Origin of the sequence: Virgisporangium aurantiacum, from assembly GCF_016863635.1 — a bacterium.
GTDB classification, from domain to species: domain Bacteria; phylum Actinomycetota; class Actinomycetes; order Mycobacteriales; family Micromonosporaceae; genus Virgisporangium; species Virgisporangium aurantiacum.
Genome location: NZ_BOPG01000065.1, coordinates 104,944 through 131,059 on the forward strand (window position 1 = coordinate 104,944; position 26,116 = coordinate 131,059).

Annotated in this window: 21 protein-coding genes and 1 pseudogene; 13 read left to right on the top strand and 9 right to left on the bottom strand. The window is 72.1% G+C overall.

The features are described 5' to 3' along the window. Positions 1 to 117 precede the first annotated feature (117 nt). From Vau01_RS44555 to Vau01_RS44565, 3 genes are all read left to right on the top strand, one after another. Positions 118 to 2,904 (top strand): PQQ-dependent sugar dehydrogenase, encoded by a 2,787-nt coding sequence (locus Vau01_RS44555; protein WP_204006308.1) that lies wholly within the window; start codon positions 118 to 120, stop codon positions 2,902 to 2,904. Positions 2,905 to 2,921: 17 nt separating this feature from the next. Next, positions 2,922 to 4,649, top strand: a complete 1,728-nt coding sequence (locus Vau01_RS44560; RefSeq protein ID WP_204006309.1) for a ThuA domain-containing protein — start codon at positions 2,922 to 2,924, stop codon at positions 4,647 to 4,649. Between the two features lie 147 nt (positions 4,650 to 4,796). Further along, positions 4,797 to 5,801, top strand: a complete 1,005-nt coding sequence (locus tag Vau01_RS44565; RefSeq protein WP_204006310.1) for a sugar phosphate isomerase/epimerase family protein — start codon at positions 4,797 to 4,799, stop codon at positions 5,799 to 5,801. A gap of 86 nt (positions 5,802 to 5,887) precedes the next feature. On the opposite strand, the gene Vau01_RS44570 is transcribed toward Vau01_RS44565, so the two are convergent. Together Vau01_RS44570 and Vau01_RS44575 are read right to left on the bottom strand one after the other, a co-directional pair. Then, complete coding sequence (locus tag Vau01_RS44570; protein ID WP_239152347.1) at positions 5,888 to 6,601, bottom strand: polysaccharide deacetylase family protein; 714 nt, start codon at positions 6,599 to 6,601, stop codon at positions 5,888 to 5,890. A 112-nt stretch (positions 6,602 to 6,713) separates the two neighbouring features. Beyond that, positions 6,714 to 7,601 carry a LysR substrate-binding domain-containing protein gene (locus tag Vau01_RS44575; RefSeq protein ID WP_204006311.1) on the bottom strand — a complete coding sequence of 296 codons (888 nt, stop codon included), beginning with the start codon at positions 7,599 to 7,601 and terminating at the stop codon, positions 6,714 to 6,716. Positions 7,602 to 7,671: 70 nt separating this feature from the next. Here Vau01_RS44575 and Vau01_RS44580 point away from each other — a divergent pair, with 70 nt between their 5' ends. Continuing rightward, the gene (locus tag Vau01_RS44580) at positions 7,672 to 8,415 is read left to right on the top strand and encodes an SDR family NAD(P)-dependent oxidoreductase (RefSeq protein ID WP_204006313.1); all 744 of its coding nucleotides are present in this window, start codon (positions 7,672 to 7,674) and stop codon (positions 8,413 to 8,415) included. On the opposite strand, the gene Vau01_RS44585 is transcribed toward Vau01_RS44580, so the two are convergent. The 3 genes and pseudogenes from Vau01_RS44585 to Vau01_RS44595 all read right to left on the bottom strand — a co-directional run. Further along, a complete protein-coding gene (locus Vau01_RS44585) occupies positions 8,405 to 8,899 on the bottom strand; it encodes a glutathione peroxidase (protein ID WP_275424013.1) in 495 nt (164 codons plus the stop codon). The two genes, Vau01_RS44580 and Vau01_RS44585, sit on opposite strands and share 11 nt — an antisense overlap. Before the next feature lie 9 nt (positions 8,900 to 8,908). Beyond that, positions 8,909 to 9,922, bottom strand: a complete 1,014-nt coding sequence (locus Vau01_RS44590; protein ID WP_204006315.1) for an ABC-2 membrane transporter-related protein — start codon at positions 9,920 to 9,922, stop codon at positions 8,909 to 8,911. A 50-nt stretch (positions 9,923 to 9,972) separates the two neighbouring features. After that, positions 9,973 to 10,641 (bottom strand): annotated as a pseudogene (locus tag Vau01_RS44595) (ABC transporter ATP-binding protein); the annotation flags it as partial. Positions 10,642 to 10,748: 107 nt separating this feature from the next. On the opposite strand from Vau01_RS44595, the gene Vau01_RS44600 reads away from it, so the two are divergent. Together Vau01_RS44600 and Vau01_RS44605 are read left to right on the top strand one after the other, a co-directional pair. Continuing rightward, on the top strand, positions 10,749 to 11,864 hold the full coding sequence (locus tag Vau01_RS44600; protein ID WP_204006318.1) for a sensor histidine kinase: 1,116 nt from the start codon (positions 10,749 to 10,751) through the stop codon (positions 11,862 to 11,864). Next, positions 11,861 to 12,514 (top strand): response regulator, encoded by a 654-nt coding sequence (locus tag Vau01_RS44605; RefSeq protein ID WP_204006319.1) that lies wholly within the window; start codon positions 11,861 to 11,863, stop codon positions 12,512 to 12,514. The genes Vau01_RS44600 and Vau01_RS44605 overlap by 4 nt, the downstream gene beginning before the upstream one ends. Here Vau01_RS44605 and Vau01_RS44610 read toward each other — a convergent pair. Then, the gene (locus Vau01_RS44610; RefSeq protein ID WP_204006320.1) at positions 12,414 to 13,631 is read right to left on the bottom strand and encodes an RsbRD N-terminal domain-containing protein; all 1,218 of its coding nucleotides are present in this window, start codon (positions 13,629 to 13,631) and stop codon (positions 12,414 to 12,416) included. The genes Vau01_RS44605 and Vau01_RS44610 overlap by 101 nt on opposite strands. A 142-nt stretch (positions 13,632 to 13,773) precedes the next feature. Between Vau01_RS44610 and Vau01_RS44615 the strand changes: the two genes are divergently transcribed. The 5 genes from Vau01_RS44615 to Vau01_RS44635 all read left to right on the top strand — a co-directional run bounded on the left by Vau01_RS44615 (position 13,774) and on the right by Vau01_RS44635 (position 18,061). Further along, on the top strand, positions 13,774 to 15,003 hold the full coding sequence (locus Vau01_RS44615) for a YncE family protein (protein ID WP_204006321.1): 1,230 nt from the start codon (positions 13,774 to 13,776) through the stop codon (positions 15,001 to 15,003). A 14-nt stretch (positions 15,004 to 15,017) separates the two neighbouring features. Beyond that, the gene (locus Vau01_RS44620; RefSeq protein WP_204006322.1) at positions 15,018 to 15,845 is read left to right on the top strand and encodes an endonuclease/exonuclease/phosphatase family protein; all 828 of its coding nucleotides are present in this window, start codon (positions 15,018 to 15,020) and stop codon (positions 15,843 to 15,845) included. Further along, positions 15,842 to 16,924 carry a sensor histidine kinase gene (locus Vau01_RS44625; RefSeq protein WP_204006323.1) on the top strand — a complete coding sequence of 361 codons (1,083 nt, stop codon included), beginning with the start codon at positions 15,842 to 15,844 and terminating at the stop codon, positions 16,922 to 16,924. Before Vau01_RS44620 ends, Vau01_RS44625 begins: the two co-directional genes overlap by 4 nt. Then, the gene (locus Vau01_RS44630) at positions 16,921 to 17,571 is read left to right on the top strand and encodes a response regulator (RefSeq protein ID WP_204006324.1); all 651 of its coding nucleotides are present in this window, start codon (positions 16,921 to 16,923) and stop codon (positions 17,569 to 17,571) included. The genes Vau01_RS44625 and Vau01_RS44630 overlap by 4 nt, the downstream gene beginning before the upstream one ends. A gap of 82 nt (positions 17,572 to 17,653) precedes the next feature. Continuing rightward, positions 17,654 to 18,061, top strand: coding sequence for a hypothetical protein (locus Vau01_RS44635; RefSeq protein ID WP_204006326.1), 408 nt, complete (start codon positions 17,654 to 17,656; stop codon positions 18,059 to 18,061). Between the two features lie 74 nt (positions 18,062 to 18,135). On the opposite strand, the gene Vau01_RS44640 is transcribed toward Vau01_RS44635, so the two are convergent. Further along, positions 18,136 to 19,671 carry a hypothetical protein gene (locus Vau01_RS44640; RefSeq protein ID WP_204006328.1) on the bottom strand — a complete coding sequence of 512 codons (1,536 nt, stop codon included), beginning with the start codon at positions 19,669 to 19,671 and terminating at the stop codon, positions 18,136 to 18,138. Between the two features lie 116 nt (positions 19,672 to 19,787). Continuing rightward, positions 19,788 to 20,825, bottom strand: a complete 1,038-nt coding sequence (locus Vau01_RS44645; RefSeq protein WP_239152351.1) for a DUF2278 family protein — start codon at positions 20,823 to 20,825, stop codon at positions 19,788 to 19,790. A gap of 90 nt (positions 20,826 to 20,915) precedes the next feature. Between Vau01_RS44645 and Vau01_RS44650 the strand changes: the two genes are divergently transcribed. Then, the gene (locus tag Vau01_RS44650) at positions 20,916 to 22,025 is read left to right on the top strand and encodes an amidohydrolase family protein (protein ID WP_204006332.1); all 1,110 of its coding nucleotides are present in this window, start codon (positions 20,916 to 20,918) and stop codon (positions 22,023 to 22,025) included. Position 22,026: 1 nt separating this feature from the next. Here Vau01_RS44650 and Vau01_RS44655 read toward each other — a convergent pair whose 3' ends face one another. Next, positions 22,027 to 22,875, bottom strand: a complete 849-nt coding sequence (locus tag Vau01_RS44655; RefSeq protein ID WP_204006334.1) for a class I SAM-dependent methyltransferase — start codon at positions 22,873 to 22,875, stop codon at positions 22,027 to 22,029. Positions 22,876 to 22,964: 89 nt separating this feature from the next. On the opposite strand from Vau01_RS44655, the gene Vau01_RS44660 reads away from it, so the two are divergent. Beyond that, a complete protein-coding gene (locus tag Vau01_RS44660; protein WP_204006336.1) occupies positions 22,965 to 26,057 on the top strand; it encodes an ATP-binding protein in 3,093 nt (1,030 codons plus the stop codon). The last annotated feature ends 59 nt before the right edge of the window (positions 26,058 to 26,116 follow it).

Genomic DNA, 26,116 nt, shown 5'->3' on the forward strand with positions numbered 1-26,116 from the left:
CTGCGCCCCGCTCGTGGGTGCGCGGCCGGGAAGAAACAACAACTCAAAACCATTGCTGGCGCGATCGGCGCGCGCCCTCCTGACGACCCCCAAGGTCAGGGAAAGGGAAATACGGCAATGCACAAACGCCTACTGTCCGCGGCGTTACTCGCCGCGGCTGCCACCCTCACCGCGACGGTCGCCGGCGCCCCGCCCGCGCAGGCCCATCCGGTGATCGACCCGGCCGCCTTCCAACAGGTGACGCTCGCCAAGGGCGTCGCCGAGATGGGCGAGCCGATGAGCCTGGCCGTGCTGCCCGACCGTTCGGTGCTGCACACCGCCCGCAACGGAACGTTGCGCCGTACCGACGCCGCCGGCAACACGGCGGTGGTCGCGAACATCGCCGTCTACAGCCACGACGAGGAGGGGCTGCAGGGCATCGGCGTCGACCCGAACTTCGCCACCAACCGCTGGATCTACCTCTACTACGCGCCGCCGCTGTCGACACCGGCCGGCGACGCGCCCACCACCGGCACCGACTTCAGCGCCTGGCGCGGCGTGAACCGCCTGTCGCGGTTCACGGTCACCGCCGGCTGGACGTTGCAGGCCGGCAGCGAGGTGACGGTCATCGACGTGCCCGCGGACCGCGGCCTGTGCTGCCACGTGGGTGGCGACATCGACTTCGACGCGGCCGGCAACCTCTATCTGTCCACAGGGGACGATACGAACCCGTTCGAGTCCGACGGCTACGCGCCGCTCGACGAGCGCGCCAACCGCAACCCCGCCTTCGACGCGCAGCGCAGCGCCGGCAACACCAACGACCTCCGCGGCAAGATCCTGCGGATCAAACCGTCGGCGGGCGGCGGCTACACGGTGCCGGCCGGCAACCTGTTCGCGTCGGGCACGGCGAACACGCGTCCCGAGATCTACGCGATGGGCTTCCGCAACCCGTTCCGGCTCGGCGTCGACAAGGCGACCGGTGTGGTCTACGTCGGCGACTACGGGCCCGACGCCGGCACCGCCGGCCCGCGCGGCCCGGCCGGGCAGGTGGAGTTCGCGCGCGTCGCGGCGCCCGGCAACTACGGCTGGCCGTACTGCACCGGAACGAACACGGCCGCGGAGACCTACGCCGACTACGACTTCGCCACCGGAACGGTCGGCGCGAAGTTCAACTGCGCCGGTGGACCCGCGAACACCTCGCCGCGCAACACCGGCCGCGCCACGTTGCCGCCGGCACAGCCGGCCTGGATCCCGTACGACAACTGCTCGCAGCCGGCGTTCGGGTGCGGCTCGGAGTCGCCGATGGGCGGCCCGGTGTACCGGTACAACGCGTCGAGCACGTCCACGGTGAAGTTCCCCGCGGACTTCGACGGGCACGCGTTCCTCGGCGAGTTCGGCCGGCGCTGGATCCGCGTGGCGCACGCTTCTGCTTCGCCGGGCGAGATCGCGGCGTTCCCGTGGAGCGGCACGCAGGTGATGGACATGGCGTTCGGACCGGACGGCGCGCTGTACGTCCTCGACTACGGCACCGGCTACTTCAACGGCGACGCCAACTCGGCGCTGTACCGCATCGAGTACATCGCGAGCGGTCCACGGTCACCGATCGCGACCGCTTCGGGGACGCCCACCAGTGGCCAGGCGCCGCTGACGGTCGCGTTCTCCTCGGCCGGGTCGAGCGACCCGGAGGGCGGCGCGCTCACGTACTCGTGGACGTTCGGCGACGGCGGCACGTCGACCGCGGCGAACCCGTCGCACACGTACACGTCCAACGGGACCTTCACCGCGACGCTGACCGTCCGCGACCCGCAGAACCTGACGGCCACCGCGAGCGTCCCGATCACCGTCGGGAACACGGCGCCGACGGTGACGCTGCTGGCACCGCTCGACGGGCAGTTGTTCTCCTTCGGCGACACCGTGCCGTTCCAGGTGCGGGTCACCGATCCGGAGGACGCGTCGATCGACTGCTCGCGGGTGAAGGTGCGGTACCTGCTCGGGCACGACTCGCACGCGCACGAGATCACGTCGGCCACCGGGTGCAACGGCACGATCGCGGTGCCCGTCGACGGCGAGCACGACGCCGCGGCGAACATCTTCGGCGTCTTCGACGCGGAGTACACCGACAACGGCGGTGCGACGTCGCACACGCAGAACGTCACGCAGCCGCGTACGCGGCAGGGTGAGCACTTCTCGGCCGCGCAGGGCGTCACCGTCTTCGACAAGGCCGCCGCGCACGGCGGCCGCGCGGTCGGCGACATCCACAACGGAGACTGGATCGCGTTCGACCGCTACAACGTGTCGACCGCGACCGGCTTCTCGGCGCGGGTCGCGTCGGGCGGGATCGGCGGAACGCTGACGCTGCGGGCCGGTTCACCGACCGGCCAGGTCATCGGTACGGCCACCGTGCCGGTCACCGGCGGCTGGGAGACGTTCGTCAACGTCAATGGCGTGTTGAGCGCCGTGCCGTCCGGGACGATCCGGCTGTACCTCGTGTTCACCGGCGGAACGGGAGCGCTGTTCGACGTCGACGACTTCGCGTTCACCACCGGCGTGCCGGGGCGGGTCACCGGGGCCGGCGGCAAGTGCATGGACGTCGCCGGCGCGGTCTCGACCGACGGCACGGCCGTGCAGCTGTACACCTGCAACAACACCTCGGCGCAGTCGTGGACCCGCACCGGGCAGACGATCCGCGCGCTCGGCAAGTGCCTCGACATCTCCGGCGGCGGCACCGCCAACGGCACGAAGGTGCAGTTGTGGACATGCAACAACACGGGAGCGCAGAACTGGGTCGTGGAAGCGGGTGGCGCCGTTCGCAATCCGCAGTCGAACCGGTGCCTGGAGGCGCCGGGCGGCCAGACCGCCGACGGCACGCCGTTGCGGATCTGGGACTGCAACGCCGGTACCAACCAACGTTGGACATTCTCATAGACCTGGGGAGGCATACGATGAGAACACTGATGGGACGCTTGGCCGTAGTGGCGACCGCGCTGGTGACGATCGTCGCCGGCGTGACCTCGACCGCCTGTGCGGCTGAAAGCTCAGCCGACGACCCCTACTCCGTACTCGTCTTCTCGAAGACCGCCGGCTTCCGTCACGACTCCATCGCGGTGGGCACGCAGGCGATCCGCGATCTGGGCGCGGCCAACGGCTTCTCGGTGACGGCCACCGAGGACGCGGCGGCGTTCACCACCGCGAACCTGAACCAGTACGACGCGGTGGTGTTCCTCAACACCACCGGCGACGTGCTGAACGCCGCGCAGCAGACGGCGTTCGAGTCCTACATCGGCGCAGGAAACGGGTACGTCGGCGTGCACGCGGCGGCCGACACCGAGTACGACTGGCCGTTCTACGGAAACCTGGTCGGCGCGTGGTTCCAGCAGCACCCGGCGATCCAGCCCGCGCGGGTGGTGATCGAGGACCGGGCGCATCCGGCCACCGCGCACCTCGGTCCACAATGGACCCGCACCGACGAGTGGTACAGCTTCCGCACGAACCCCCGCTCGACGGCGCACGTGCTCGCGTCCCTCGACGAGTCCAGCTACTCCGGCGGAGGCATGGGCGACCACCCGATCACCTGGTGCAAGGGCCTGAACGGCGGCCGGTCGTTCTACACCGGGTTCGGGCACACCCAGGAGTCGTACGCCGACCCGGCCGTGCGACAGGTGATCCTCGGCGGCATCCGGTACGCGGCCGGTCAGGCGAACGCCGACTGCCGGCCGGAGACCGGGTACACCGCGCTGTACAACGGGTCCACCACCGGGTGGTCGCAGGCCGGCCCGGGCTCGTTCACCAACGTCGACGGCACGCTCACGTCGACCGGTGGCATGGGCATGCTGTGGTATTCGGCGAAGGAGTTCCGGTCCTACTCGCTGAAGGCCGACTGGCGGATGGCCGGCGACGACAACTCCGGCATCTTCATCGGCTTCCCGCCGTCGAGCGACCCGTGGTCGGCGGTCAACAACGGCTACGAGATCCAGATCGACGCGACCGACACCCCCGACCGCACCACCGGGTCGGTGTACGGGTTCAAGGGCGCCGACACGGCGGCCCGCGACGCCGCGCTGAACCCGCCGGGGGAGTGGAACACGTTCGAACTGCTCGTCGAGGGCGAGCGGGTGCGCATCTACCTGAACGGCGTCCAGGTGAACGACTTCACGAACGCCGACCCCGTGCGCAGCCTCACCTCCGGTCACATCGGCATCCAGAACCACGGCGCCGACGACGAGGTGGCGTTCCGGAACATCCGGATCAAGGAACTCGGCGGCACCAACCCGAATCCGGGGCCCGGCCCGGTGAAGGGCATCAACGGCAAGTGCATGGACGTCAGCGGCTCCAACACCGCCGACGGCACCCAGGTGCAGCTGTGGACCTGCAACAACACCGGTGCCCAGAACTGGACCCGCACCGGCCAGACGATCCGCGCGCTGGGCAAGTGCCTCGACGTGTCCGGTGGCGGCACCGCCAACGGCACCCGCGTGCAGTTGTGGACGTGCAACAACACGGGAGCGCAGAACTGGGTCGTCGAGTCGACCGGTTCCGGAGCGACTCAAGTCCGTAATCCGCAGTCGAACCGGTGCCTGGAGTCACCGGGCGGCCAGACCGGCGACGGCACGGCGTTGCGGATCTGGGACTGCAACAACGGCGCCAACCAGCGCTGGGTGTTTCCCGCGTAACCCCTAGACGCCGGGTGAGCGGGTCGCGACGCCGACCGGCCCGCTCACCCGGTCCACTTTTCCTGGTGCGGTACAGGGCATAGGGTGTTCCTGGGGAGGCGCAGTCCCCGCCTGACTTCTTGTTACGAACCGTCTGAGGAGCAGTCGATGGCGCGTCCGATCACGTTGTTCACCGGCCAGTGGGCCGACCTGCCATTCGAAACGGTGTGCCAGCACGCCTCCGAGTGGGGCTACGACGGCCTCGAGATCGCCTGCTGGGGCGACCACTTCGAGGTCGACAAGGCGATCTCCGACGAGTCCTACGTCGATCGCAAGCTGGAGACATTGGCCAAGTACAACCTGCACGTCTACGCCATCTCCAACCACCTGCTGGGCCAGGCCGTCTGCGACCACCCGATCGACGAGCGGCACCAGGGCATCCTGCCGGCCCGCATCTGGGGCGACGGCGAGCCCGAGGGCGTGCGCCAGCGGGCCGCGGAGGAGATGAAGGACACCGCGCGGGCGGCGGCCAAGCTCGGTGTGCGCACCGTGGTCGGCTTCACCGGGTCGTCGATCTGGCACACCGTGGCCATGTTCCCGCCGGTGCCCACGTCGATGATCGACAAGGGCTACGAAGACTTCGCCAACCGCTGGAACCCGATCCTCGACGTGTTCGACGAGGTGGGCGTGCGCTTCGCGCACGAGGTGCACCCGAGCGAGATCGCGTACGACTACTACACGACCACGCGCACGCTGGAGGCGATCGGCCACCGCGAGGCGTTCGGCCTCAACTGGGACCCGTCGCACTTCGTGTGGCAGGAGCTCGACCCGGTCAACTTCATCTTCGACTTCGCCGACCGCATCTACCACGTCGACTGCAAAGACGCGAAGGTCCGCACCGGCGACGGTCGCCGCGGCCGACTGAGCTCCCACCTGCCCTGGGCCGACATGCGCCGCGGGTGGGATTTCGTCTCCACCGGCCACGGCGACGTCCCGTGGGAGGACTGCTTCCGCGCCCTGAACGCGATCGGCTACGACGGCCCCATCTCCGTCGAATGGGAAGACGCCGGAATGGACCGCCTCGTCGGCGCGGCGGAGGCCGTCCAGTTCGTCCGCCGGCTGGCGTTCGACCCCCCGAGCGCCGCCTTCGACGCCGCCTTCTCCAGCAGCTGACCCGAGTCGATCTTGCAGTTGTGGTGCCAGTTTCACCCCGGTCTACCCGGGTTTGTGAGGCACCACAACTGCAAGATCGCCGTGGGTCAGTGGCCGCGGGCGGGGAGGGTGAAGCGGTAGCCGGCCGCTCTGAGCAGGGGGATCGTGCGGTTCACGGCCTCGACGGTCTGGCTGCGGTCGCCGCCGCCGTCGTGCATGAGGACCACGGCGCCCGGCGTGATGCCGTCCATCAGGCGGCGGACCAGTTCGTCGGTGCCGGGCGGCTCCCAGTCGGTGATCGCGAGGCGCCAGCCCAGCGGTTGCATGCCCAGTCCGGCCGCGACCTCCGGCGTCGCACCCCAGCTACCGAACGGCGCCCGGAAGTACGGGATGTGGGCGTGCGGCACGGCGGCGCGGATCGCGGCGTTCGTGGCGAGCAGGTCGGCCCGGATCTGGTCGACCGTCCAGGTGCCCAGGTCGTCGTGCTTCAGGCTGTGGTTGCACAGCAGGTGGCCCTCGGCGGCGATGCGCCGGACCAGCGCGGGGTACTCGCGGGCATGATCACCCTGCACGCAGAACACGGCTCGCACGTGCCGCGCCCGCAGCACGGCCAGCAGGCGCGGTGTGTCGACCGGGTTCGGCCCGTCGTCGAAGGTGTAGCTCACCACGGTGCCGTGGCCACGGGCGGTGTCGACGATCGTCGGGGTCGGGTGCCCGGTGGACGCGCCCGCCGGGGAGGCGGCGGCCAGGGTCACGGTGAGGGCGAACAGCGGTGCGGCGAGGTGGCGCAGGCGGACGGCGGGGGGCCGGGATCCGGTCACGGGGCGTGCTCCCTTCGAGGCGGGCGGCCAGGGGGAGGCGTCCGGCGAAAGTTTCAGGCCGCGTTTCGATAGCTCACGTGACCGTATGACATCGAGACTTGTCGAACAAGGGTCAAGTGAGGAGGTCGAGGAACCGCGCCAGCACGGGCGACGGGTCGTCGGCGCGCCACATCGCCGCGGAAACGACCGGCTGATCGGCGTCGGGCACACCGAGAAAGGCCAGCCCGTCGGCGCGCAGCATCCGGGTCGACTCCTGCACCAGGGCGATGCCGAGCCCGGCGGCCACCAGCGTGAGCAGCGCACCCAGCTCGCCGGCGTACCGCACGGTGCGCGGCGTGAAGCCGCCCCGCTCGGCCATGGCCAGCAGGTGGTCGTGCCAGTACACGCACACCTCGCGGCCGAGCATCACCAGCGTCTCGCCGGCGAGATCGGCAAGGGAGACGTCCTCGGCCGCCGCCAGCGGATGGGACGGCGGCACCGCGACCACGAACCGCTCCGTCGCCAGCACGTGCACGCCGAGCGTGGGCTCCCCGCAGTGGACCTGGCCGAGCGTGCTGAGGAACGCGACGTCGACCACGTCTTCGTGCAGCGGTTGACCCAGCTCACCCATGGCCAGCTCGTGCAGGCTCAGCTCGACCGACGGCGCGACCTTCTCGAACGCGGCCAGCGCCGCGAGGAACGGCCCCGACGACGCGGTCGGGTGGTAGCCGACCCGCAGCCGGCCCAGTTCGCCGCGCCGCGCCCGCTCGGCGACCGACTCGGCCACCCGCGCCTGCGACAGCGTGCGCCGGGCCTCCGCCAGGAACAGCCGGCCGGCTTCACTCAGGCCGGTCCGCCGCTTTGAGCGCACCAGCAGGTCGACTCCCAGTGCCGACTCCAGCCGCAGGATCTGCTGCGACAGCGCCGGCTGGGCGACGTGCAGCCGGCCGGCCGCGCGTCCGAAATGAAGTTCCTCCGCGACCGCGACGAACGCCTCCAGGTGCCGCAGCTCGAACTTCATGCATCCACGTTATCAAGTCATCGAGAACAAGTCATTGATCTAATGAACGGACGCTCCTAGCGTCGATCGCATGACAACTGATCTGGACGGCAGGGTCGCGGTGGTCACCGGCTCCACGGGCGGCATCGGCGCCGCGATCGCGCGCGGTCTCGCCGCGGCGGGCGCGGCCGTCGTCGTGGTCGGGCGCCGCGAGGAGGAGGGCGCGGCCGTCGCCAAGGAGCTTCCGCGGGCGACGTTCGTCGCCGCGGATCTGAGCCGACGGGACGCCCACCGGCGCGTGCTCGACACGGCGCTGGACCACTTCGGCCGCCTCGACATCCTCGTCAACAACGCGGCGGTCAACGCGCTCGGGCCGGCGATCGGGGCCACCGAGGAGGACTTCGACCGGCTCGTCGCCCTCAACTACAGGGCCGTGTTCTTCCTGACCCAGGCCGCGCTGCCGGCGCTGGTGGCGAGCGGCGCCGGGCGGGTCATCAACGTCAGCTCGATCGGGACCATCAAGACGTTCCCCGGCGGGGCGGTCTACAACTCGACGAAGGCGGCGCTGGACAACCTGACCCGCAGTTGGGCGCAGGAGCACGGCCCCGACGGCGTGCGGGTGAACGCGGTGAACCCCGGCCTCGTGGCCGACGGGCCGATGGCGGCGCCGGTGCAGGCGTTCCTCGACATCGAGCGCGACGTGATCCCGACGATTCCGGCCCGCCGGCTGGCCACGGCGGCGGACGTCGCGGCCGTGGTCACGTTTCTGGCGGGACCGGGAGCGGACTTCCTCAACGGCGTGATCCTGCCGCTCGACGGTGGCCTCACCGCGTGAGCGACGACTCCACGGCCGCGACGAGCGCCGGGTCGTCGGGCGTGACCCGCGGCGAGAACCGGGCGGTGACCTGCCCACCCGGCGCCACCAGGAACTTCTCGAAGTTCCAGCGGATGTCGCCGGTGTGACCCTCGGCGTCGGGGGTGTCGACGAGGACGTCGTAGAGCGGGTGCCGGCCCGCGCCGTTGACGTCGACCTTCTCGGTGATCGGGAACGTGACGCCGTAGGTGGCGCTGCAGAACTCCGCGATCTCCTCGGCCGTGCCCGGCTCCTGCCCGGCGAACTGGTTGCACGGCACGCCGAGCACGGTGAACCCGCGGCCGGCGTACTGTTTCTGCAGCGCCTCCAGCCCGTGATACTGCGGGGTGAGCCCGCACTTCGACGCCACGTTGACGACCAGGACGGTCCGGTCCTGGAACTCACCGAGGTTCAACGGCTCGCCCTGCAGGTCGTGGATCGCCACGCCGTAGAAGTTCTGTGCCACGTCAACAATCTATACCCGACGGCGGACGATCCACCTCCCGCCCAGCACCAGGAGCGCACCCGCACCCAGGTACAACGCCAGTTCGAGCCACTGGAACGTCCAGTAGCGCGTGTTCGGCTGGTACACGACGTCGACGTGGAGGTCGAGCGCGCCGAGGCAGGCGGCGGTGTCGCCGAACGTGCCGGTGGCGCCGGTCCGGGGTGCCTCGGTGAAGCAGCGGTCGAACTCGGTGCGGCTCAACGGTTTCCCGTCGGCGGTGCGCAGCACGCTCGCGTCGGTGACCCACGCGTCGTCCACCGTGACGCCCTTGACCACGGCGGCGCCGGTGATGCTGCCGAGCCCCCGCGCGGCGTTGATCGCGTCGGCGGTCATCGCGATCCGGACGTGCTCGCCGGGCAGGTAGTGCGGCCGCACCAGGTTCGGCACCGCGAACTGGATGACGACGACCGCGAGCAGCGTCAGCGCCATCGCGGCCAGCGTGCGGCGCAGCAGCATGCCGACGACGGTTCCCAGCACCACCGCGAACGCCGCGTAGCCGACCGGCGCGAGGTTGCGGGCACCGAACACGACCGTCTCGAACCGGTCGGCGCCGATCCGGTCGACCGGGGCCGCCGCCCACGTGAGCGCGGCGCTGAGCGTGCCGCCGAACGCCATCGCGACACCGGCGACGACCAGAACCTTGACGGTGAACCAGGTGCGGCGGGAGACGCTCTGGTTCCACACCAGCCGGTGGGTGCCGGTCTCCAGTTCCCGCGCCACCAACGGCGCACCCCAGAACACGCCGACGAGCACGGGCGCGAGGCCGATCGCACCGGCGAGGTAGAGCAGGAGATTGTTGTAGTCGCCGTGGAACTGGCGCATCGCGGCCGCGCAGTCGCCACCGGCGTCGCACCGGCCGCGGTAGGCGTCGTAGGCGCTCCGGATGTCGGTGCCGAGGTACAGAAGACAGGCCAGGGCGACGGCGAGCAGCGCGGCGCCGAGGAGCGCGGGCGCGCGGAACTGCCGCCAGGTGAGCCAGATCATCGCTCCGCCCTTCCGAGGTGGTCGAGCACGAGGTCCTCCAGGTTCTTCCCGTGGGCGGCGCGCAACGGGCCGACGTCGCCGGCCACCTGCACCCGCCCGCCGCTGAGCACGATGACGTGGTCGCACACCTGCTCGATGTCGCCGAGCAGGTGCGACGACAGCACCGCGCTCGCGCCGAGTTCGGCGACGAACTCCATCAGGTTGCGCAGGAAACCCTGACGCGCCAACGGATCCAGCGCCGCCGCCGGCTCGTCGAGGATGAGCAGTTCGGGCCGCTTGGCGGCGGCGATCGTCAACGCGAGTTGCGCCCGCTGGCCGCCGGACATCCGGCCGGCCTTCTGCGCCGGGTCGAGGCCGACCTGCGCGATGCGGCGCCGCGCCAGCGCCGCGTCCCAGGTGGGGTTGAGCTTCGCGCCGAGGCGCAGGTGTTCGGCGACGCTCAACCCCGCGTAGACCGGCGTGTCCTGCGCGACGAACCCGACCCGCGCGAGCTTCGCGGCCGGCCGCGAACCGAGCACCCGCAGCGTGCCCGACGTCGGCTCGATCAGCCCGCACGCCACCTGCAGCAGCGTCGACTTGCCCGCGCCGTTCGGGCCGACCAGGCCGACGATCCGGCCGTGCGGAACCGTGAGCATCACGCCGGACAGCGCGTAGCGGCGCCCGTACCGTTTCGTCAGACCGTCGGCGTGGAGCACCGGCGGTGATTCATCATGTGGCATGAGCTCATCCTGGAAACCGGCCCGGGCGCGGGCATCGGTCCGAAGCAGGGGAGCGACCGTTCTTTCGACCGGTTCGCGGCGCGGCCGGTTCTCCTAGCGTGGGTGGCATGAAGATTGCCGACCTGGGCCTCACGGCCGCTCTCGCGGCCGCGCTTGCCGCCGCGATCGCGATCGAAGCCGTCGCGGTCGCGCAGAGTTGGGGCGCGCGGTACTGGATCGCCGGCGGCGTCGCGGCCGTCGTCGCGGGCGCGCTGGCGCTGCTGCGGCGTCGCGACCGTCGCTGGACGGCGGTCGCCGGCCTCGGCGTCGCCGGGGTCGCGATCGCGGTGTCCCGCCTGGCCGAACTGCCCGCCGAGCCGGGGCCCGCGCTGGCGCTGGCGCTGGCGGTACTCGTGGGGTCGGCGGTGCGGATGCTGCCGGTGCGGTGGTCCGCCGCCATCGCCGGTGGTGGCCTGGCGGTGGTCGTCGCCGGATTCCTCACCGTGCGGCCGGAGTCGTCCGGTGCGGCGGCCGACATCGCCGCGGTCATGTGGCTGGGCGGGACGACGGTCGGGTTGGCGCTGCGGGTGCTCGACGCGCGGGCGGCGGCCACGGAAGGGGCGGTGCGCCAGCAGGAGCGGCTGGAGCTGGCCCGGGAGTTGCACGACGTGGTCGCCCATCACATCACCGGCATGCTGATCCAGGCGCAGGCCGCGCAGGTCGTGGCGCGGCGCGATCCGGCGGCTCTCCCGGCCACACTCGGCGGAATCGAAGCCGCCGGCACCGAGGCGCTGTCGGCGATGCGCCGGGTGGTCGGTCTGTTGCGGGACGCCGACGACGCGGCGCCGGCCTCGGCCGGCCCGGAGAACCTGGCCGAACTCGTCGAACGGTTCGAGCGGCAGGGCCCGCCGGTGCGACTGTCCATAAGGGACGATGGGGCCGGCTGGCCGCCCGAGCTGACGAGCACGGTGTACCGGGTGGTGCGCGAGGCGCTCACGAACGTGGCGCGGCACGCGGCGGGCGCGCGGTCGGTCGCCGTGACCGTCGACAGTGGACCGATGGGCGTCACCGTCGAGGTCACCGACGACGCGCCGGCGGCGGCTCAACCGTCGCGGGGTGGCTTCGGGCTGACCGGCATGCGGGAACGGGTCACGAGCCTCGGCGGCAGCGTCGACGCGGGCCCGCGTCCCGGCGGCGGCTGGACGGTGTCGGCCACGCTGCCCGTCCCGGTGGGTCGACCGTGACCATCTCCGTGCTGATCGCCGACGACCAGGCGATGATCCGCGGCGGCCTGCGCCTGATCCTCGAGGATCAGCCCGACATCACCGTGGTGGGCGAGGCCGTCGACGGCGTCGACGCCGTCGAGCAGGCCCGGCGGCTGCGCCCGGACGTGTGCCTGGTCGACATCCGGATGCCGCGGGTCGACGGCATCGAGGTCACGCGGGCGCTGGCCGGTCCGGGTGTGGTGAACCCGTTGCGGGTCATCGTGGTGACGACGTTCGACCTCGACGAGTACGTCTACGGCGCGCTGCGCGGCGGCGCGGTGGGCTTCATCCTCAAGGACGCCGGCCCGGCGCTGCTCGTCGAGGCGGTGCGGGCGGCCCACAACGGCGACGCGCTGGTGTCGCCGTCGATCACCGTGCGGCTGCTCAAGCACCTCAACGCCGTCCGGTCGCCGGTGGCCGACGCCCGGAACACGTTGTCGGAGCGGGAGGTCGAGGTGGTGCGGGAGATCGCGCGGGGACGCACGAACCAGGAGGTCGGCGCGGAACTGTTCATCTCACTGAGCACCGTCAAGAGTCACGTGTCGACCATCCAGACGAAGTTGGGCCTGCGGAACCGGGTGGAGATCGCCGCATGGGCGTGGGAGAACCGCGTGGCGGAAGGCTCGTGAGCCAGGTGTGCAGCGCCCACCACCAGCGGAGCGTCTCCAGGACGGTGAGCCGCTGGTCGGCGTCGGCCGGCGCGCCGGTGAGGTCGTGCAACCGGCGCAGCCGGTACCGCACCGTGTTGGGGTGCACGTGGAGCGCCGCCGCCGTCTGGTCGAGCCGCTGGCCGTGGTCGAGGTAGCTGAGCCCGGTCGAGGCGAGTTCGCGGTGGAACGCGTCGGCCGGGCGTAACCGGTCGAGCAGCGAGTCGCGCAGCAGGCCGGCCAGGTCGGGATGCCCGCCCAGCACCGTCTCGCCGGCGAGGTCGGTCACCGCGTGCACGCCGCGCCGGCCGAACCGCTCGGCCGCGAGCCAGGCCGCGACGCACAACCGGTACGCGTCGGCGGCCTCGGACAGCAACACCGGCGGCGTGAACACGAGCAGCGTGGCCGGGTCGGCGCCGGCGGGACCCGGTGGCCGTGGGGTGAGGCCGGCGATCCGCCCCTCGACCGCGCCCAGCAGGCCGTCGCAGCGGTGCGCGGGTGGGCGCTCGGCGTCCGGGTCGCCGTAGACGAGGCAGTGGTAGCGGGCGCCCGGATGCAGGCCGAACCGGGCCAGTTCGTCGGCGTCGGGGTCGGTTCCGGCGCGCTCGCGGAGCAGCAGCCGGCGCAGGAGACGGGCCGCCGCGTCGGCCCGGTCGCGGGCCAGCCGGCGCTCGGCCGCGTGATAGCCGTCGACGAGGTGCCGCTCCATCGCGCCGGCGTAGCGTTCGAGTGCCAGCGCGCCGGTCAGGAGATCGTCGTGCGGGATCCCGGCCGCGCGGCCGCGCTCGATCGCGATCTCGAACACGCGGGTGCGGCCGGCCCGGACCCCGCACAGCAGGGCGGCGAGCGGTATCCCCTGCGCGGCACGGTCGGCGCCCAGCCGCTCGGCCTCGCCGAAGTCGGGCTCGCCGGCGCCGGCCAGTCGTTCGAACACCGCCAGGCCGGCGTCGAGCAGGACGGTGACGTGGCGGCGGGTGTCGGCGTCGGGCAGCCGGGCGATCTCCGGCGCGGCCGTGCGCGCGGCGGCGACCACCTCGTCGACGACGCGCGGATCGGCCCGGAGTTCCCGCACGAGTGGGCGCAGCGAACCGGTCGTCACGGCGTGCCTCCCGTTGTGACCCGGGCACAACCGCCGGTTCCGGCGTTGGGTCCGGGATCCTATCGATGGGCAGCGATCAGCGGTTTGCTTAGGTTACCGCAGCGTAACTTCGCTGCGCGTCCCGCCGCCTTGGGAGAATCCCGTGAGACACACCCGCGCGAGTCTCGTCATCGCCACTCTGCTCTCCGTTTTCGTCGTCGCTCCCGCACCGGTGCTGGCCGCGCCCGCCATGCAGCAGGTGATGTTCGTCGGCAACAACTGGGACGGCACCGTCGACGTCATCCGGCCCACCGGCACCTACGCCAAACTCGGCCGGCTCAACGTGGTGCCCGACCGCAGCCAGCGCCTGTGGGAGATCTACCTCAACCCGATCCGGCTGGCCTTCTACCTCGGCATCCAGCAGGGCCCCGGCGAGGGGCACGACCAACTCGTCGACGACATGTACGCCACCCCCGACGGCACCGCGCTCGTGGTGTCCCGGCCGAGCTTCGCCGACGTCGTCTCGATCGACCTGCGCACCGGCGCGCTGCGGTGGCGGTTCCCGGTGTCCGGCTACCGGTCCGACCACATGGCCGTGTCGCCCGACGGCACCCGGGTCGCGGTGTCGGCGTCCACATCGAACACCGTCCACATCCTGAACATCAACACCGGCGCACAGCTCGGCTCGTTCGCCACCGGCGACAAGCCGCACGAGAACGTGTTCACCGGTGGCGGGCGGTACCTGTGGAACATGTCCATCGGCGAGGTGAACACCGACCTCGACGACCCGTGGCTGGACTTCACGAAGGGCGACCGGCGCATCACGGTCGCCGACACCACGACGTTCCAGGTGGCCCGGGTCATCGACATGCGGAACCGGCTCGACGCCGCCGGCCGCAGCGACCTCTCCGACGCCGTGCGCCCGGCCGTGTTCACCCCCGACGAGTCGAAGCTGTACTTCCAGGTGTCGTTCTTCAACGGGTTCGCCGAGTACGACGTCGCGACCGACCGGATCACCCGGGTCAAGACGCTGCCGAAGAACCCCGCGACCAGCGAGGACCGCACCACCTGGGTCAACGACTCCCGGCACCACGGCCTGTCGATGAGCCCCGACGGCACCAAGGTGTGCGTCGCCGGGACCATGGACGACTACGCCACCGTGGTCGACCGGACCACGCTGCAGGAGGGTCCGTTGGTGACGGCGAGCAAGCCGTACTGGGCGACCGTCAGCGGCGACGGCCGCGACTGCGTCATCTCCGAGTCGGGCTCCGACCGGGTGACCGCGATCAGCTTCGCCACCGGCCAACGCGTCGCGACCGTGGCCGTGGGTGACCACCCGCAACGGGTCCGGATCGGGCGGATCCCCGCCACCTGGACGGCGCCGGCCGCCTGACTACCGTTTGACCGGTGCCCCTGCGTGTCATGACGTTCAATCTGAAGTACGCGAGCGCCGACGGTCCGCACCCGTGGCCCGACCGGCGGCCGCTGGTCCGCTCGTTGCTCGCCGCCGAGCGGCCCGACCTGATCTGCACCCAGGAAGGGCTCGCCGGCCAACTCGACGACGTCATGGCCGACCTCGGCACGGCGTACGGGTTCATCGGCACCGGGCGAGACGGCGGCACGCGGGGCGAGTACACGGCGATCCTGTACCGGATCGAGCGGCTCGCCCCGGTGCGCGACGGCGTCTTCTGGTTGTCCGGCACGCCCGACGTGGTCGGCTCGAACACGTGGGGCGCCCGCTGCGTGCGGATGGTGACCTGGGTCCGGTTCCGCGACGCGGTGACCGGTGGCGAGTTCTGCGCGGTGAACACCCACCTCGACCACATCAGCGAAAGCGCCCGGCAGCGGTCGGCGGCGCTGATCCGCGACCGGATCGCCGCGTTAGCGTCCGATATTCCTGTCGTGCTGGCCGGTGACTTCAACACGCCGGCCGGCCCCGACAGCCCCACGTACGAGACGCTGACCGGCGGACTTGTCGACACCTGGACGGCCGCGGCGCGGCGCGGGCCGGCGTACGGCACGTGGCACGGCTTCGGCCCGGTGGTCGTCGACGGGCCGCGCATCGACTGGATCCTGGTCACGCCGGACATCGCGGTGGAGGAGGCGACGGTCATCCCGTTCCGGGACGGCGACCGGTTCCCGAGCGACCACCTGCCCGTGCAGGTGCGCCTCCGGCTGCCGTCGCCTCCCTCGGCGACAAAGCCGGCTGACAGCCATGCCACAGTGATGGGGTGAGACGCGCGCTGGCCGTTCTGTCCGTCGGAGCGTTCCTGACGCTCGCGGTCGACACGATCGGGTCCGACGGATCGCGGCTGTCGCTCGCGCTCGCCGCGGTGTACGTCCTGGTCGCCACCGTCGGGTTCGAGCGGGTGTCGGGGCGGTGGGCCGGCTACGCGTACGTCGGTTTCCAGTTGCTGCTCGGGTACGCGATCTTCGTCAACTCGCCGTCGGTCGGCGCGACGCTGCTGCTCGTGGTCCTCGTGAGCCAGAGCGTGCTGCTGGTTCCGATGCCGGCGGTGGCGGCGATCGTCGCGGTCATCCCGTTCTTCCACGCGGGCATGGAATGGCGGGCCGGGGTGCGCGAAGGCGTCGGGCTGCTCGCGGCGGCCGGGTTCGCGGCCGTCGTCACCACGCTGCTCGTGCGGGAACAGCGGGCCCGCACCGAACTGGCCGAGACGCACGGGCGGCTCCGCGAGTACGCGCTGCAGGCGGAGAAGCTGGCGGCGGCGGAGGAGCGCAACCGGGTCGCCCGCGACATCCACGACGGGCTCGGGCACGCGCTCACCGTGGTGCAGATGCAGATCAAGGCGGCCCGCGCGGTGCTCGTGGCCGATCGGGAGAAGACCGACGAGGTCCTCGCGAAGGCACAGGAGCAGGCGGAGGAGGCGCTCCGGGAGGTGCGCCGGTCGGTCGCGGCGCTGCGCGAGCCGGCTGCGCCCGTCCCCTTGCCGGAGGCCCTGAAGGCGCTGGCGGAGGAGACCTCGGCCGCGGGGGTGCCGACCACGCTCGACATCGCGGGCACCGTGCGGCAGCTGCCGGAGCAGGCCCACGAGACGCTGTTCCGCGCCGCCCAGGAGGGTTTGACGAACGTGCGCAAGCACGCCCGGGCGACGCGGGCCGGGCTGACATTGGACTATTCGCAGGCGGCTCTGGTGCGCCTGGAAGTGCGGGACGACGGAGTGGGCGACGAACCCACCGAACGGGGCTTCGGGTTGCTGGGAATCGAGGAACGGGCGGCGCACGCCGGTGGCGTCGCGGCGCTGGAGTCGGTGCCCGGCAAGGGTTCCACGCTGAGCGTCGAGGTTCCGGCGTGACGGTGAGGGTGGTGCTGGTCGACGACCAGTCGCTGTTCCGCGAGGCGCTGGCGACGCTGCTCAGCGTGCGCGACGACATCGAGGTGGTGGGCGAGGCCGGCAACGGCGAGGAGGCGGTGCGGCGGTGCGCCGAACTCGCCCCGTCGGTGGTGCTGATGGACCTGCGGATGCCGGTGCTCGACGGCATCGCCGCGACCCGGCGGCTGCGGGCCGAACAACCGGGCGTGCGCGTCATCGCGCTGACGACGTTCGACGACGACGAGGACGTGTTCGCCGCGCTGCGCGCCGGTGCCGTCGGGTACCTGCTCAAGGACGTCTCGTCGGCGCGGTTGGTGGAGGCGATCCTCGCCGCGTCGCGCAACGAGTCGGTGCTGCAGCCGTCGGTCGCGGCCAAGGTGGTGGCGCGGTTCGCGCAACTGCCGGCCGACGACCGCCCGCGCCCGCAGCCGCTCGTGGTGCCGCTCAGCGACCGCGAACTCGACGTCGTGCGCCTGCTGGCCGACGGCCGCAGCAACCGCGAGATCGCCGACGCGCTGCACCTCGCCGAGGGTACGGTGAAGAACCACGTGACCAACGTGCTCGGCAAGCTCGGCGCCCGCGACCGCACCCAGGCCGCGCTCCGCGCCCGGTCACTGGGTCTCCTGTAAGCGGGGTCATGCCGGAACCGTGACCGGAGACCATGACCTCCGGCACGTCACAACACGGCGCGCGGGCGGCAGCATTCGTGCCATGCCATCCACCACCAAGCCGGAATCGCGGGCCCGCGGGCACCTGCGGTTCGCCCTCCACTACGTCGAGATGGTCGTCGCGATGTTCGTCGGGATGATCGCGCTGGGTCCGCTCGTGACGTGGCTGATTCCGTCGGTGCACGACCGCGCCGACGTGTCCGCGCTCGTCATGGCCACGAACATGTCGATCGGCATGGCGGTGTGGATGCGGATCCGCCGCCACTCCTGGCCACGGATCGCGGAGATGTGCGCCGCGATGTACGTGCCGTTCCTGGTGGTGCTCGTGCCGTTCTGGCTCGGCGCCGTCGACGGGGACGCGGTGATGATGGTCGGCCACGTCCTGATGCTGCCGGCGATGCTGGCCGTGATGATCTGGCGCCGCGGCGACTACTACCATCACCACCACTGAGCAGCGGGCCGGTCCTCGTCGAGGGCCGGCCCGCTTTCTATGTGGTGGTGCCTACTCGATGACGGCGCCCGTGCTCAGCTGGCGCCCGGCCGGCGACCGGCGAAGTACAGGCCGAAACCGATGATGATCAGGGTGACGCCGAGAGTGGCCGTGAGAGCGGCGTTGGGACCGGTGATCGGCAGGCCGTCTTCGCCGGTGAACTCGACCTTGGCGGTGTTGTTCGCGGTGTCGGGGTCGGACGAGCCGCCCCGGGCGACGACGGAGCCGGCGGTGCTGACGGCTCCGGTGATCTTCACCGTGAACGTGACGGTGTACGTCTCGTTCACGGCCATCGCCCACCGCATGCACCGGTACACCGACCTGCCGACCTGGTTCATGGTCTCGTCGACCTTGCCGTCGACGACGCCGTGGCAGTAGTTGCCGTCGCCCGCGGGGACCTGGATGCCGGTCACCTGTACGCCGGCCGGGAACGTGACCACGAACGCGGCGTTGTACGGGTTCTCCGGGTTGGAGGTCTCGCCGTCGGAGACGCCGTTGATGAAGGCGGGACCCTTGTTGGTGAGCCCGACCTTCACCGACACGGTGTCGCCGACCTTGCCCTTGGCGGTGGCGCCCTGCGCGGCGACGTCGGACGGGTTCGCCGGCGTGGTGATCCGCACGTTGCCCTGGTTGTCGGTGTAGTCGACGTCGGCGGTGGCGGCCTGCTGGCCGACCGGCTGGCGCTGGAAGCCCAGCGCCGGGCCGGTGCCCAGCGGCCACTGCTCCCAGGGTTCGTCGAGGTCGGTGCCGTTGGCGATGACGTCGGCGCGGTAGGCCACGAACGTCTGCCCCGGTACGTCGGCGGTGACCTTGGCCGACACCGCCACCGCGGACGTCGCGACCTCGCCCGGCTCCAGGTTCAGGGCGTCGACGACGCAGACCGCCGCGGGATTCGTGCCCTCGGGTGCGTAGTGGCAGTTGCTGAACCGGTCGGTGAGCGCGGCGAAGCGGTCGGTGGCGAAGCCGACGACGAGCGTCTCGGCGGGCCGGTCGCCCTGGTTGCGGAACTCCGGCCGGAAGGTGACCGTGCCGCCCGGCGTGGAGGCGTTGGTGAAGTCGCGCGCGCGCAGGTCGGGGCCGGGCTCGGCGATCCGGAGCTGGTAGGTCTGCTCCGAGGTGCGCGCGCCGGTTGCGGTGACCGTGACGGCGACCGACGCCACGTCGCCGACCTTCGCGGTGCTGCCGGCGGTGAACACCAGGTTGAAGTCGCCGTCGGGACCGGAGCCGGAGCCGGTGCTCTTGGTGCACGTGAACACGCCGCTCGTCGCCGAGCACCCGGGTACCTGGGCGGCGAGCTTCGCTTCGATGATGCCGGGCGACTTCGTGGTGTCGACCTTCACGGTGACGTCGGCGGGCAGCGTCGCGCCGCCCACGCTGTAGGCGTTGTAGTAGACCGGCACCGACTTGCCCGCGGTGCCGATGGCCAGCGCCTGCGCGCCGAGGTAGCTGGAGGTTCCGACGTAGGTCTCGGCCGCTAGCGCGGGACGCGGCAGCCCGGCGAGAACGAGGACGGTGACCGTGAGCGCGGCGGCCGCCCGGATGAGCCGGCCAGTGGCGCGGGAAGGCGACAACGCTCGATCCCCCTGTGTCGAGTCGACATCAATGATCGCAGCGTATGTTTCGGACTGCGTGGTGGCGACCCGGCAAAACAGACATCAAGCGTATCGATGCATCGAATCGATAACACTCAGCGGGAGAAGCGCACGAACCTGTCGTCGCCCTTCGCGTCGTCGGCGGTGAACACCACGGCGTCGACGTGCCGGCCGGCCGGATCGCGGAGCATCAGGTTGCCGCCGTTGTTGCTCAGTTGCGCGCCGGACCCGTCGAGCGGCACCAGCACCGACCCGCCGGGTGCCAGCGTGAGGCCGGCGATCGTGGTGACGCGGTTGTTGCGGTCGACGAGTTGCCAGCCGTCGAGCGGGGTCTCGGCGTTGGCGAGGTTGCCGATGACGACGACCTCCCGGCCGGCGTCCGGGCCCGCCGGGTTCAGCAGCGCCCGTTCCAGGTAGACCGGTCCGGCGGTGGACGTCGCCGGGGGCAGCGCGCCGCCGATGAGTTCGCGAATTGTCTTCGCGCCGGCCGCGGCGGCGCCGGACTCGGTGGTCGGCACCCGTTGCGTCTGGAACGCGAGGAACAGCCCGACGAAGCGGTCGGGGTGGGCGAGGATCAGCCCACCGTCGCGGAACACGCCGTTGTCGCCGGCGAACTGGCCGACGTTGCCCTGGTTCAGGTGGATGTTGTGGATGCCGTGCAGGCCGTCGGTGTTGCCGAACTCGCGGTCGATCGGCTTGTTGAGGTTCCGGTCGAACCGCGAACCGAACGCGTACACCTCGCCGCCGGCCTCGGCGCACGAGCGCAGGTGCAGGATCAGCAGGTCCTGGAGGTCGTCGGCGGGCTGGTCGCCGCTGGGCCGGAGCGCCACGCCCGACTCCCACGCGAACAGCGGCGCCCGCACGTAGTCCACTGTGGACGTCGCCGACGGCGGCGCGGCCGTGAACCCGGTGGGCAGCACGGGAAGCCCGGCGAGGAGCGGGTGCCCGCGCAGCGGGTCGACCAACCAGTAGACGACGTGCGACGCGTCGCTCGACTGCACGTTGACGGCGATCCGCCACGGCTGGCCGGTGCCGTCGAGCACCCGGATCTGCAGGTGCGGCGAGGACCCGTCGCCGTCCTCACGCACCCAGCGGTCGATCGAGCCGCGCAGCACGCCGTAGTTGCTCACCATGGTCGCCACCTCCGACTCCATCAGAGGGCCGGCGCGGGATGTTCGGACATCTGTGTCGGCACGACGACACCGGGATGACAAGATCGCATCATGGCCCGACCAGCGATGACCGGGATGGTCCCCTCCGAGGAGGCGGCCAGTTCGCATCCTTTGTACGACCTGCCGTTGCGGCGCTGGACGCCGCGAACGCAACTACGGGTGGCGGCGAGCGAGGTGACCGGGCCGCGGTTCCCCGTGATCGACGCGCACAACCACCTCGGCCGCTGGCTCACCGACGACGGGTCGTGGATGGTGCCCGACCCGGCCGCGCTGATCGACCTCATGGACCGCAGCGGCGTCCGCGCGATCGTCAACCTGTGCGGGCGGTTCGGCGCCGAACTGGCCGAGAACATCGCCCGGTACGACGCGGCCCATCCGGGCCGGTTCGCGACGTTCTGCCACGTCGACTGGACCGAACTGACCACACCCGGTTTCGACGAACGGATCGCCGCCGGGCTGCGCGCGTCGGTCGCGGGGGGTGCGAAGGGCCTCAAGGTCTGGAAGGACCTCGGGCTGCACCGCCGCGACCACGCCGGAAACCTGGTGCTGCTCGACGACGACCGGCTCGCTCCACTGTGGACGGAGGCGGCCGCGCTGGGCATTCCCGTTGCCGTGCACACCGCCGACCCCAAGGCGTTCTTCGACCCGATCGACGAACACAACGAGCGCCTCGAACAACTGCTGCGCTATCCACAGTGGTCGTTCGCGGGGCCCGAGTTCCCGGCGTTCGAACGTCTCATAGACGCTTTTGAATCGATGGTCGCGGCCAACCCGGCCACGACGTTCATCGGCGTGCACGGCGGCTGCTACCCGGAGAACCTGGGCCGGGTGGGCGACATGCTCGACCGGTACCCGAACTTCCACATCGACATCGCGGCCCGGCTGGCCGAACTCGGCCGCCAGCCGCGGGCCGCCCGCGACCTGTTCACCCGGCACCGCGACCGGGTGCTGTTCGGCACCGACCGGTTCCCGCCCGACGGACGCTCGTACCTCCTGCACTACCGGTTCCTGGAGAGCGCCGACGAGAAGTTCCCGCACGACCCCGACGGCGACGAGCTGAGCGGCCGGTGGGCGATCGACGGCCTCGACCTCGACGACGAGACCCTGCGCGCGATGTACGCCGGCAACGCGATGCGGCTGATTCCCGCGCTGGCCGCCTGATTCAGCGGGTTCCGGAGACGACGAGCATCTCGCACGGACCGGTGAACCCGTCCGGGCCCTCGAACGCGGTGAGCGCGTCGGCGATCTCCCGCCAGGCGGCCGCCCGTCCGTCCGGGTCGAGGCCGGCGAGCATCTGGTGCAGCGCGCCGAACGACTCCTGTTCGAACCGGACGCACTCGGCCGCGCTCGCCATCCGGACCGGCGACGGCACCGCCGTCACGGTCACGTCGTTGAATCCCGCGTCCCTGAGCGCGGCCTCGGCCACGCCGGGCCCGCCGAGACTGAAGGGGCCGGGCTGCCCTGGTGCCGGCGGCGGCAACTGGGCGCGGCGGCGGATGATGCCGACCGGGATCGCGAAGAAGCCGTTGCGGTCGGCCGTGGAGTAGACGACGCACGAGACGCGCCCGCCCGGTCGCAACGCCGATCGCATCCCGGCGAGCGCGGCCCGCTGGTTCGGGAAGTAGATCAACCCGACGCGCGAGATGACCGCGTCGAAGGCGCCACCGTCGAGGTTCTCGCCGTCGACCTCCCGGGTGTCGATGTTGGTGAGGCCCGCGTCGGTGGCGGCCTTCGCGGCGTACTCGAGGATCGCGGGTGAGATGTCCGTCGCGAGGACGTGACCGGTGGGCCCGGCCCGCCGGGCCGCCGCGATGCTCTGCCCGCCGGCGCCGGCCGCCACGTCGAGCACCCGGCTGCCGGCGGTGACACCGGCCGCGTCGAGCATCAGGTCCGTCGCCGGGCCGAGCCAGGACTCGATCGCCGGGCCCCACCGGTGCCAGGCCTCGGCGGCGTCCTGCCACTGCGCGCGGGTGGTGGTCTTGTACTTCGCGGGATCGAATTGATTGTTCATACCCGGTACCGCGCCAGAACGGGCCTGGCGAGGGTCAGATTTCGGCTGGCACTTCCCGCGCGACCGGGTGACGGGGCGAGAATGCCGGCATGGCGGAGTTCGTCGGACGGGCGGAACCGCTCGCGCGGCTGGCCGCGGCCTATCGCGCCGGCATTGGGGCCGGCAGTGAGGCCGGCGCCGGCTGCGGCGCCGGCCTGGCGCTCGTCACCGGTGAGGCCGGCATCGGGAAGACCGCCCTGCTGTCCCGGTTCGCCGCCGATACGGCGGAAGCGGGCGCAACGGTGGTGTGGGGGACCTGCTGGGACGGTGACCAGGCGCCCGCCTGGTGGCCCTGGACCCAGGCGTTGCGCGTCCTGCTCGACCGTCGCGACGACCTGCGGGCGCACGCCGACCCGCGGCTCGCCGCCGTCGTTCCCGACCTGGGTGCCGGGCCCGGCGGCACGGTTCGGCTGCCCGTCTTCGACGCGGTCGCGCGGCTGCTGATCCACGCCGCCCTCGACGGTCCCGTGGTGGTGATCCTCGACGACCTCCAGTGGGCCGACCGGTCCACCGTGGACCTGATGCGCTACCTCGTGCACCGGGTCGAGGCCCGCGGGGTGCTCCTCGTGGGCGCGTACCGGCCGGCCGAGCTCGGCGGCGGTGCGGCGGACACGCTCGCCGATCTCGCCGCGGCCGCCGAACTGGTGACGCTGCGCGGGCTGCCGCCGGGCGACGTCGACGACCTGGTGCGGACCGTCGCCGGTGACGCCGCCGCGGCGCGCTGGGCCGGCTCGGTCTACGAGCGCAGCGGTGGGCACCCGTTCTTCGCCCGCGAGTTGTGTCACCTGATCATGGCGGGTGGCCCGGCCGACGGTGTGCCCACCGCGATCCGGGAGGCCATCGCCCGGCGGCTGGCCCGGTTGCCGGCCGCCTGCGCCGCGGTGCTCGACGTGGCCGCGGTCGCCGGGGCGACGGTCCAACCCGACGTGCTCGCCGACGCGGGCGGGGAACCGCTGACGGCGGTGGTGGAACGGATCGCCGAGGCGACCGCGGCCGGCGTCCTGGCACCGACCGGCGAACGCTTCGCACACGACCTGTACCGGGAGACGATCTACACCGGGCTGCCCCCGACGCGCCGGCTCGACCTGCACCACCGGGTCGCGCTCGCGTTGGTGCGCCGCGACGAGCGGGGCAGCGAGGTGTTCCCGGCCGAGTTGGCCCGCCACTTCGCCGCCTCGGCCGCGGTGGCCGGTGCGGCGACGGTGCTGCACTGGGCCCGGGCCGCCGCCGATGCGGACAGCGCCCGGTTCGCGTTCGCCGACGCCGCGGAGCACCTCGCCCGGGCCCGGGGCGCGGTGACCGCCGCGGGTGGGACGGTGACCGGCGCCGACCTGATCCGCCTGCTCACCGCCGAAGCCGACCTGCGCCTGCGGGCCGGTGCGTCGGGTGCGGCCCGGGTACTGCTCGACACGGCCTGGACGCGCGCGCTCGGCACCGGCACCGCCGGCACTGCCAGCCCCGCCGGCACCGCCGGCACTGCCGACCTGCTCGTCCCGGTCGCGCTCGGCCTGGAGCGGGTCGGCGCCCGCTTCGCGATGCCCCGCACCGAGCTGATCGACGTCCTGGAGACGGCCCGGGCGGCGGTGGCCGACCGTCGCGACGCGGACGAGGCGCGCGTGACCGCCGCCCTGGCCCGCCAGCTGCAGCACTCGGTGCCGGCCGACCGGTCGCGGGCCCGGCCGCTGGCCGAGCGGGCGGTGGCGACCGCGCGTGCCCTCGACGACCCGTCGACGCTCGCGAGCTGCCTGCTGGCCCACCACGACACGCTGTGGACGCCGGGTACGGCCACCGAGCGGGCCGCCGTCGCCGCCGAGATCGCCGACCTCGCCCGGCGGGCCGGTGACGTGGAGCGGTACGCGCAGGCGGTGCTGCTGACCGCGAACGCGCAGCTGGAGAGCGGATCGGCGGGCTTCCGCGCGTCGATGGTGCAGTTCCGGTACCTCACCGAGCGGCTCCGCGAGCCGCGCCACACCTACCTGCTGCGGACCCGGCAGGCGGCGCTGGCGCTGCTCGACGGCGACATCGAGCGGGGCGAGCGGCTCAGCGCCGAGGCGGCCGCGCTGGGGGAGGCGGTGGGCGACCGGGACACCGGCAACGTCCGGATGTCGCAGCGCCTGGAGGTCGTGCGGGCCCGGGCCGACCCGGTCGAGTTGCGCGCCACCGCGGCGGAGGCGGTCCGGTGGTGGGTGGGCGCGCCGGCGCACGCACACGCGGTCGCGGCCGGGTTCGCGGCCCGGGCCGGTGAGCTCGAGCTGGCCCGGCGGGAGGTCGACACGGTGCTCGCGCTCGACGACTGGCGCAGCGACCGCTCGTACCTGTGGTCGATCTTCGTCGGGGAACTGGTCGTCGCCGCGATCGCGCTCGGCGACCGGGACCTGAAAGCCGCCCTGCTCGACGACCTGCTGCCGATCGCCGACACCTGCGCGGTCAACGGGGCATTCGTGTGTTTCATGGGCGCGCACGCACACCGGGTGGGGTTGCTGTACGCGGCACTCGACCGGCCCGAGGAGGCGGTCCACTGGTTGACCCGGGCGCTGGACACCCACCGCCGGCTCGGCGCCCGGGCCTGGGCGGAGGAGACGCGCGGCGCGCTGGATCGACTGCACGCTGTGCCCGTCACCTCGAAAGAACCCACGGCGGCGGCCACGCTGCGCCGGGTGGGTGACATGTGGGAGGTCCGCTATCGCGACCGCACCGCCTACGTGCGTGACGCGAAGGGCCTGCACGACCTGGCCGTGCTGCTGGCGCGGCCGGGTGTCGACGTCGCGGCGCTGCACCTGATCGCGCCGGGGGCGACCGGGGAGCGCGCCGAGCCGGTGCTCGACCGGCGGGCCGCGGCCGAGTACCGGCGCCGGCTCGGCACCCTCGACGAGGACATCGCCGCGGCCCGGGCGCGGTCCGACGCGGGCGGGCTCGCCCACGCCGCCGACGAGCGGGACCGGGTGCGGGCGGAACTGCGCCGGGCCACCCGGCCGGGCGGAGCGCCGCGCCCGCTGGGGATGACCGCGGCCGAACGCGCCCGGAAGGCCGTGACCGCACGCATCCGGGACGCGATCCGCCGGATCGGCGCGGCCCACCCCGACCTCGGCGTGCACCTCGACCGAACCGTGCGGACCGGGACGATCTGCCGGTACGACCCCTGAGTCGAGATGCTCAGGATCGACCCGCCACTGCCGATCAGGCACCTGACGAGGAGGTCCAG

Bases quoted from the DNA above. Each gene is read 5' to 3' on its own strand.
- Vau01_RS44645 (WP_239152351.1), bottom strand. From the start codon at position 20,825: ATGGTGAGCAACTACGGCGTGCTGCGCGGCTCGATCGACCGCTGGGTG.
- Vau01_RS44655 (WP_204006334.1), bottom strand. From the start codon at position 22,875: ATGAACAATCAATTCGATCCCGCGAAGTACAAGACCACCACCCGCGCG.
- Vau01_RS44600 (WP_204006318.1), top strand. From the start codon at position 10,749: ATGAAGATTGCCGACCTGGGCCTCACGGCCGCTCTCGCGGCCGCGCTT.
- Vau01_RS44635 (WP_204006326.1), top strand. From the start codon at position 17,654: ATGCCATCCACCACCAAGCCGGAATCGCGGGCCCGCGGGCACCTGCGG.
- Vau01_RS44565 (WP_204006310.1), top strand. From the start codon at position 4,797: ATGGCGCGTCCGATCACGTTGTTCACCGGCCAGTGGGCCGACCTGCCA.
- Vau01_RS44555 (WP_204006308.1), top strand. From the start codon at position 118: ATGCACAAACGCCTACTGTCCGCGGCGTTACTCGCCGCGGCTGCCACC.
- Vau01_RS44660 (WP_204006336.1), top strand. From the start codon at position 22,965: ATGGCGGAGTTCGTCGGACGGGCGGAACCGCTCGCGCGGCTGGCCGCG.
- Vau01_RS44590 (WP_204006315.1), bottom strand. From the start codon at position 9,922: ATGATCTGGCTCACCTGGCGGCAGTTCCGCGCGCCCGCGCTCCTCGGC.
- Vau01_RS44650 (WP_204006332.1), top strand. From the start codon at position 20,916: ATGGCCCGACCAGCGATGACCGGGATGGTCCCCTCCGAGGAGGCGGCC.
- Vau01_RS44580 (WP_204006313.1), top strand. From the start codon at position 7,672: ATGACAACTGATCTGGACGGCAGGGTCGCGGTGGTCACCGGCTCCACG.
- Vau01_RS44575 (WP_204006311.1), bottom strand. From the start codon at position 7,601: ATGAAGTTCGAGCTGCGGCACCTGGAGGCGTTCGTCGCGGTCGCGGAG.
- Vau01_RS44560 (WP_204006309.1), top strand. From the start codon at position 2,922: ATGAGAACACTGATGGGACGCTTGGCCGTAGTGGCGACCGCGCTGGTG.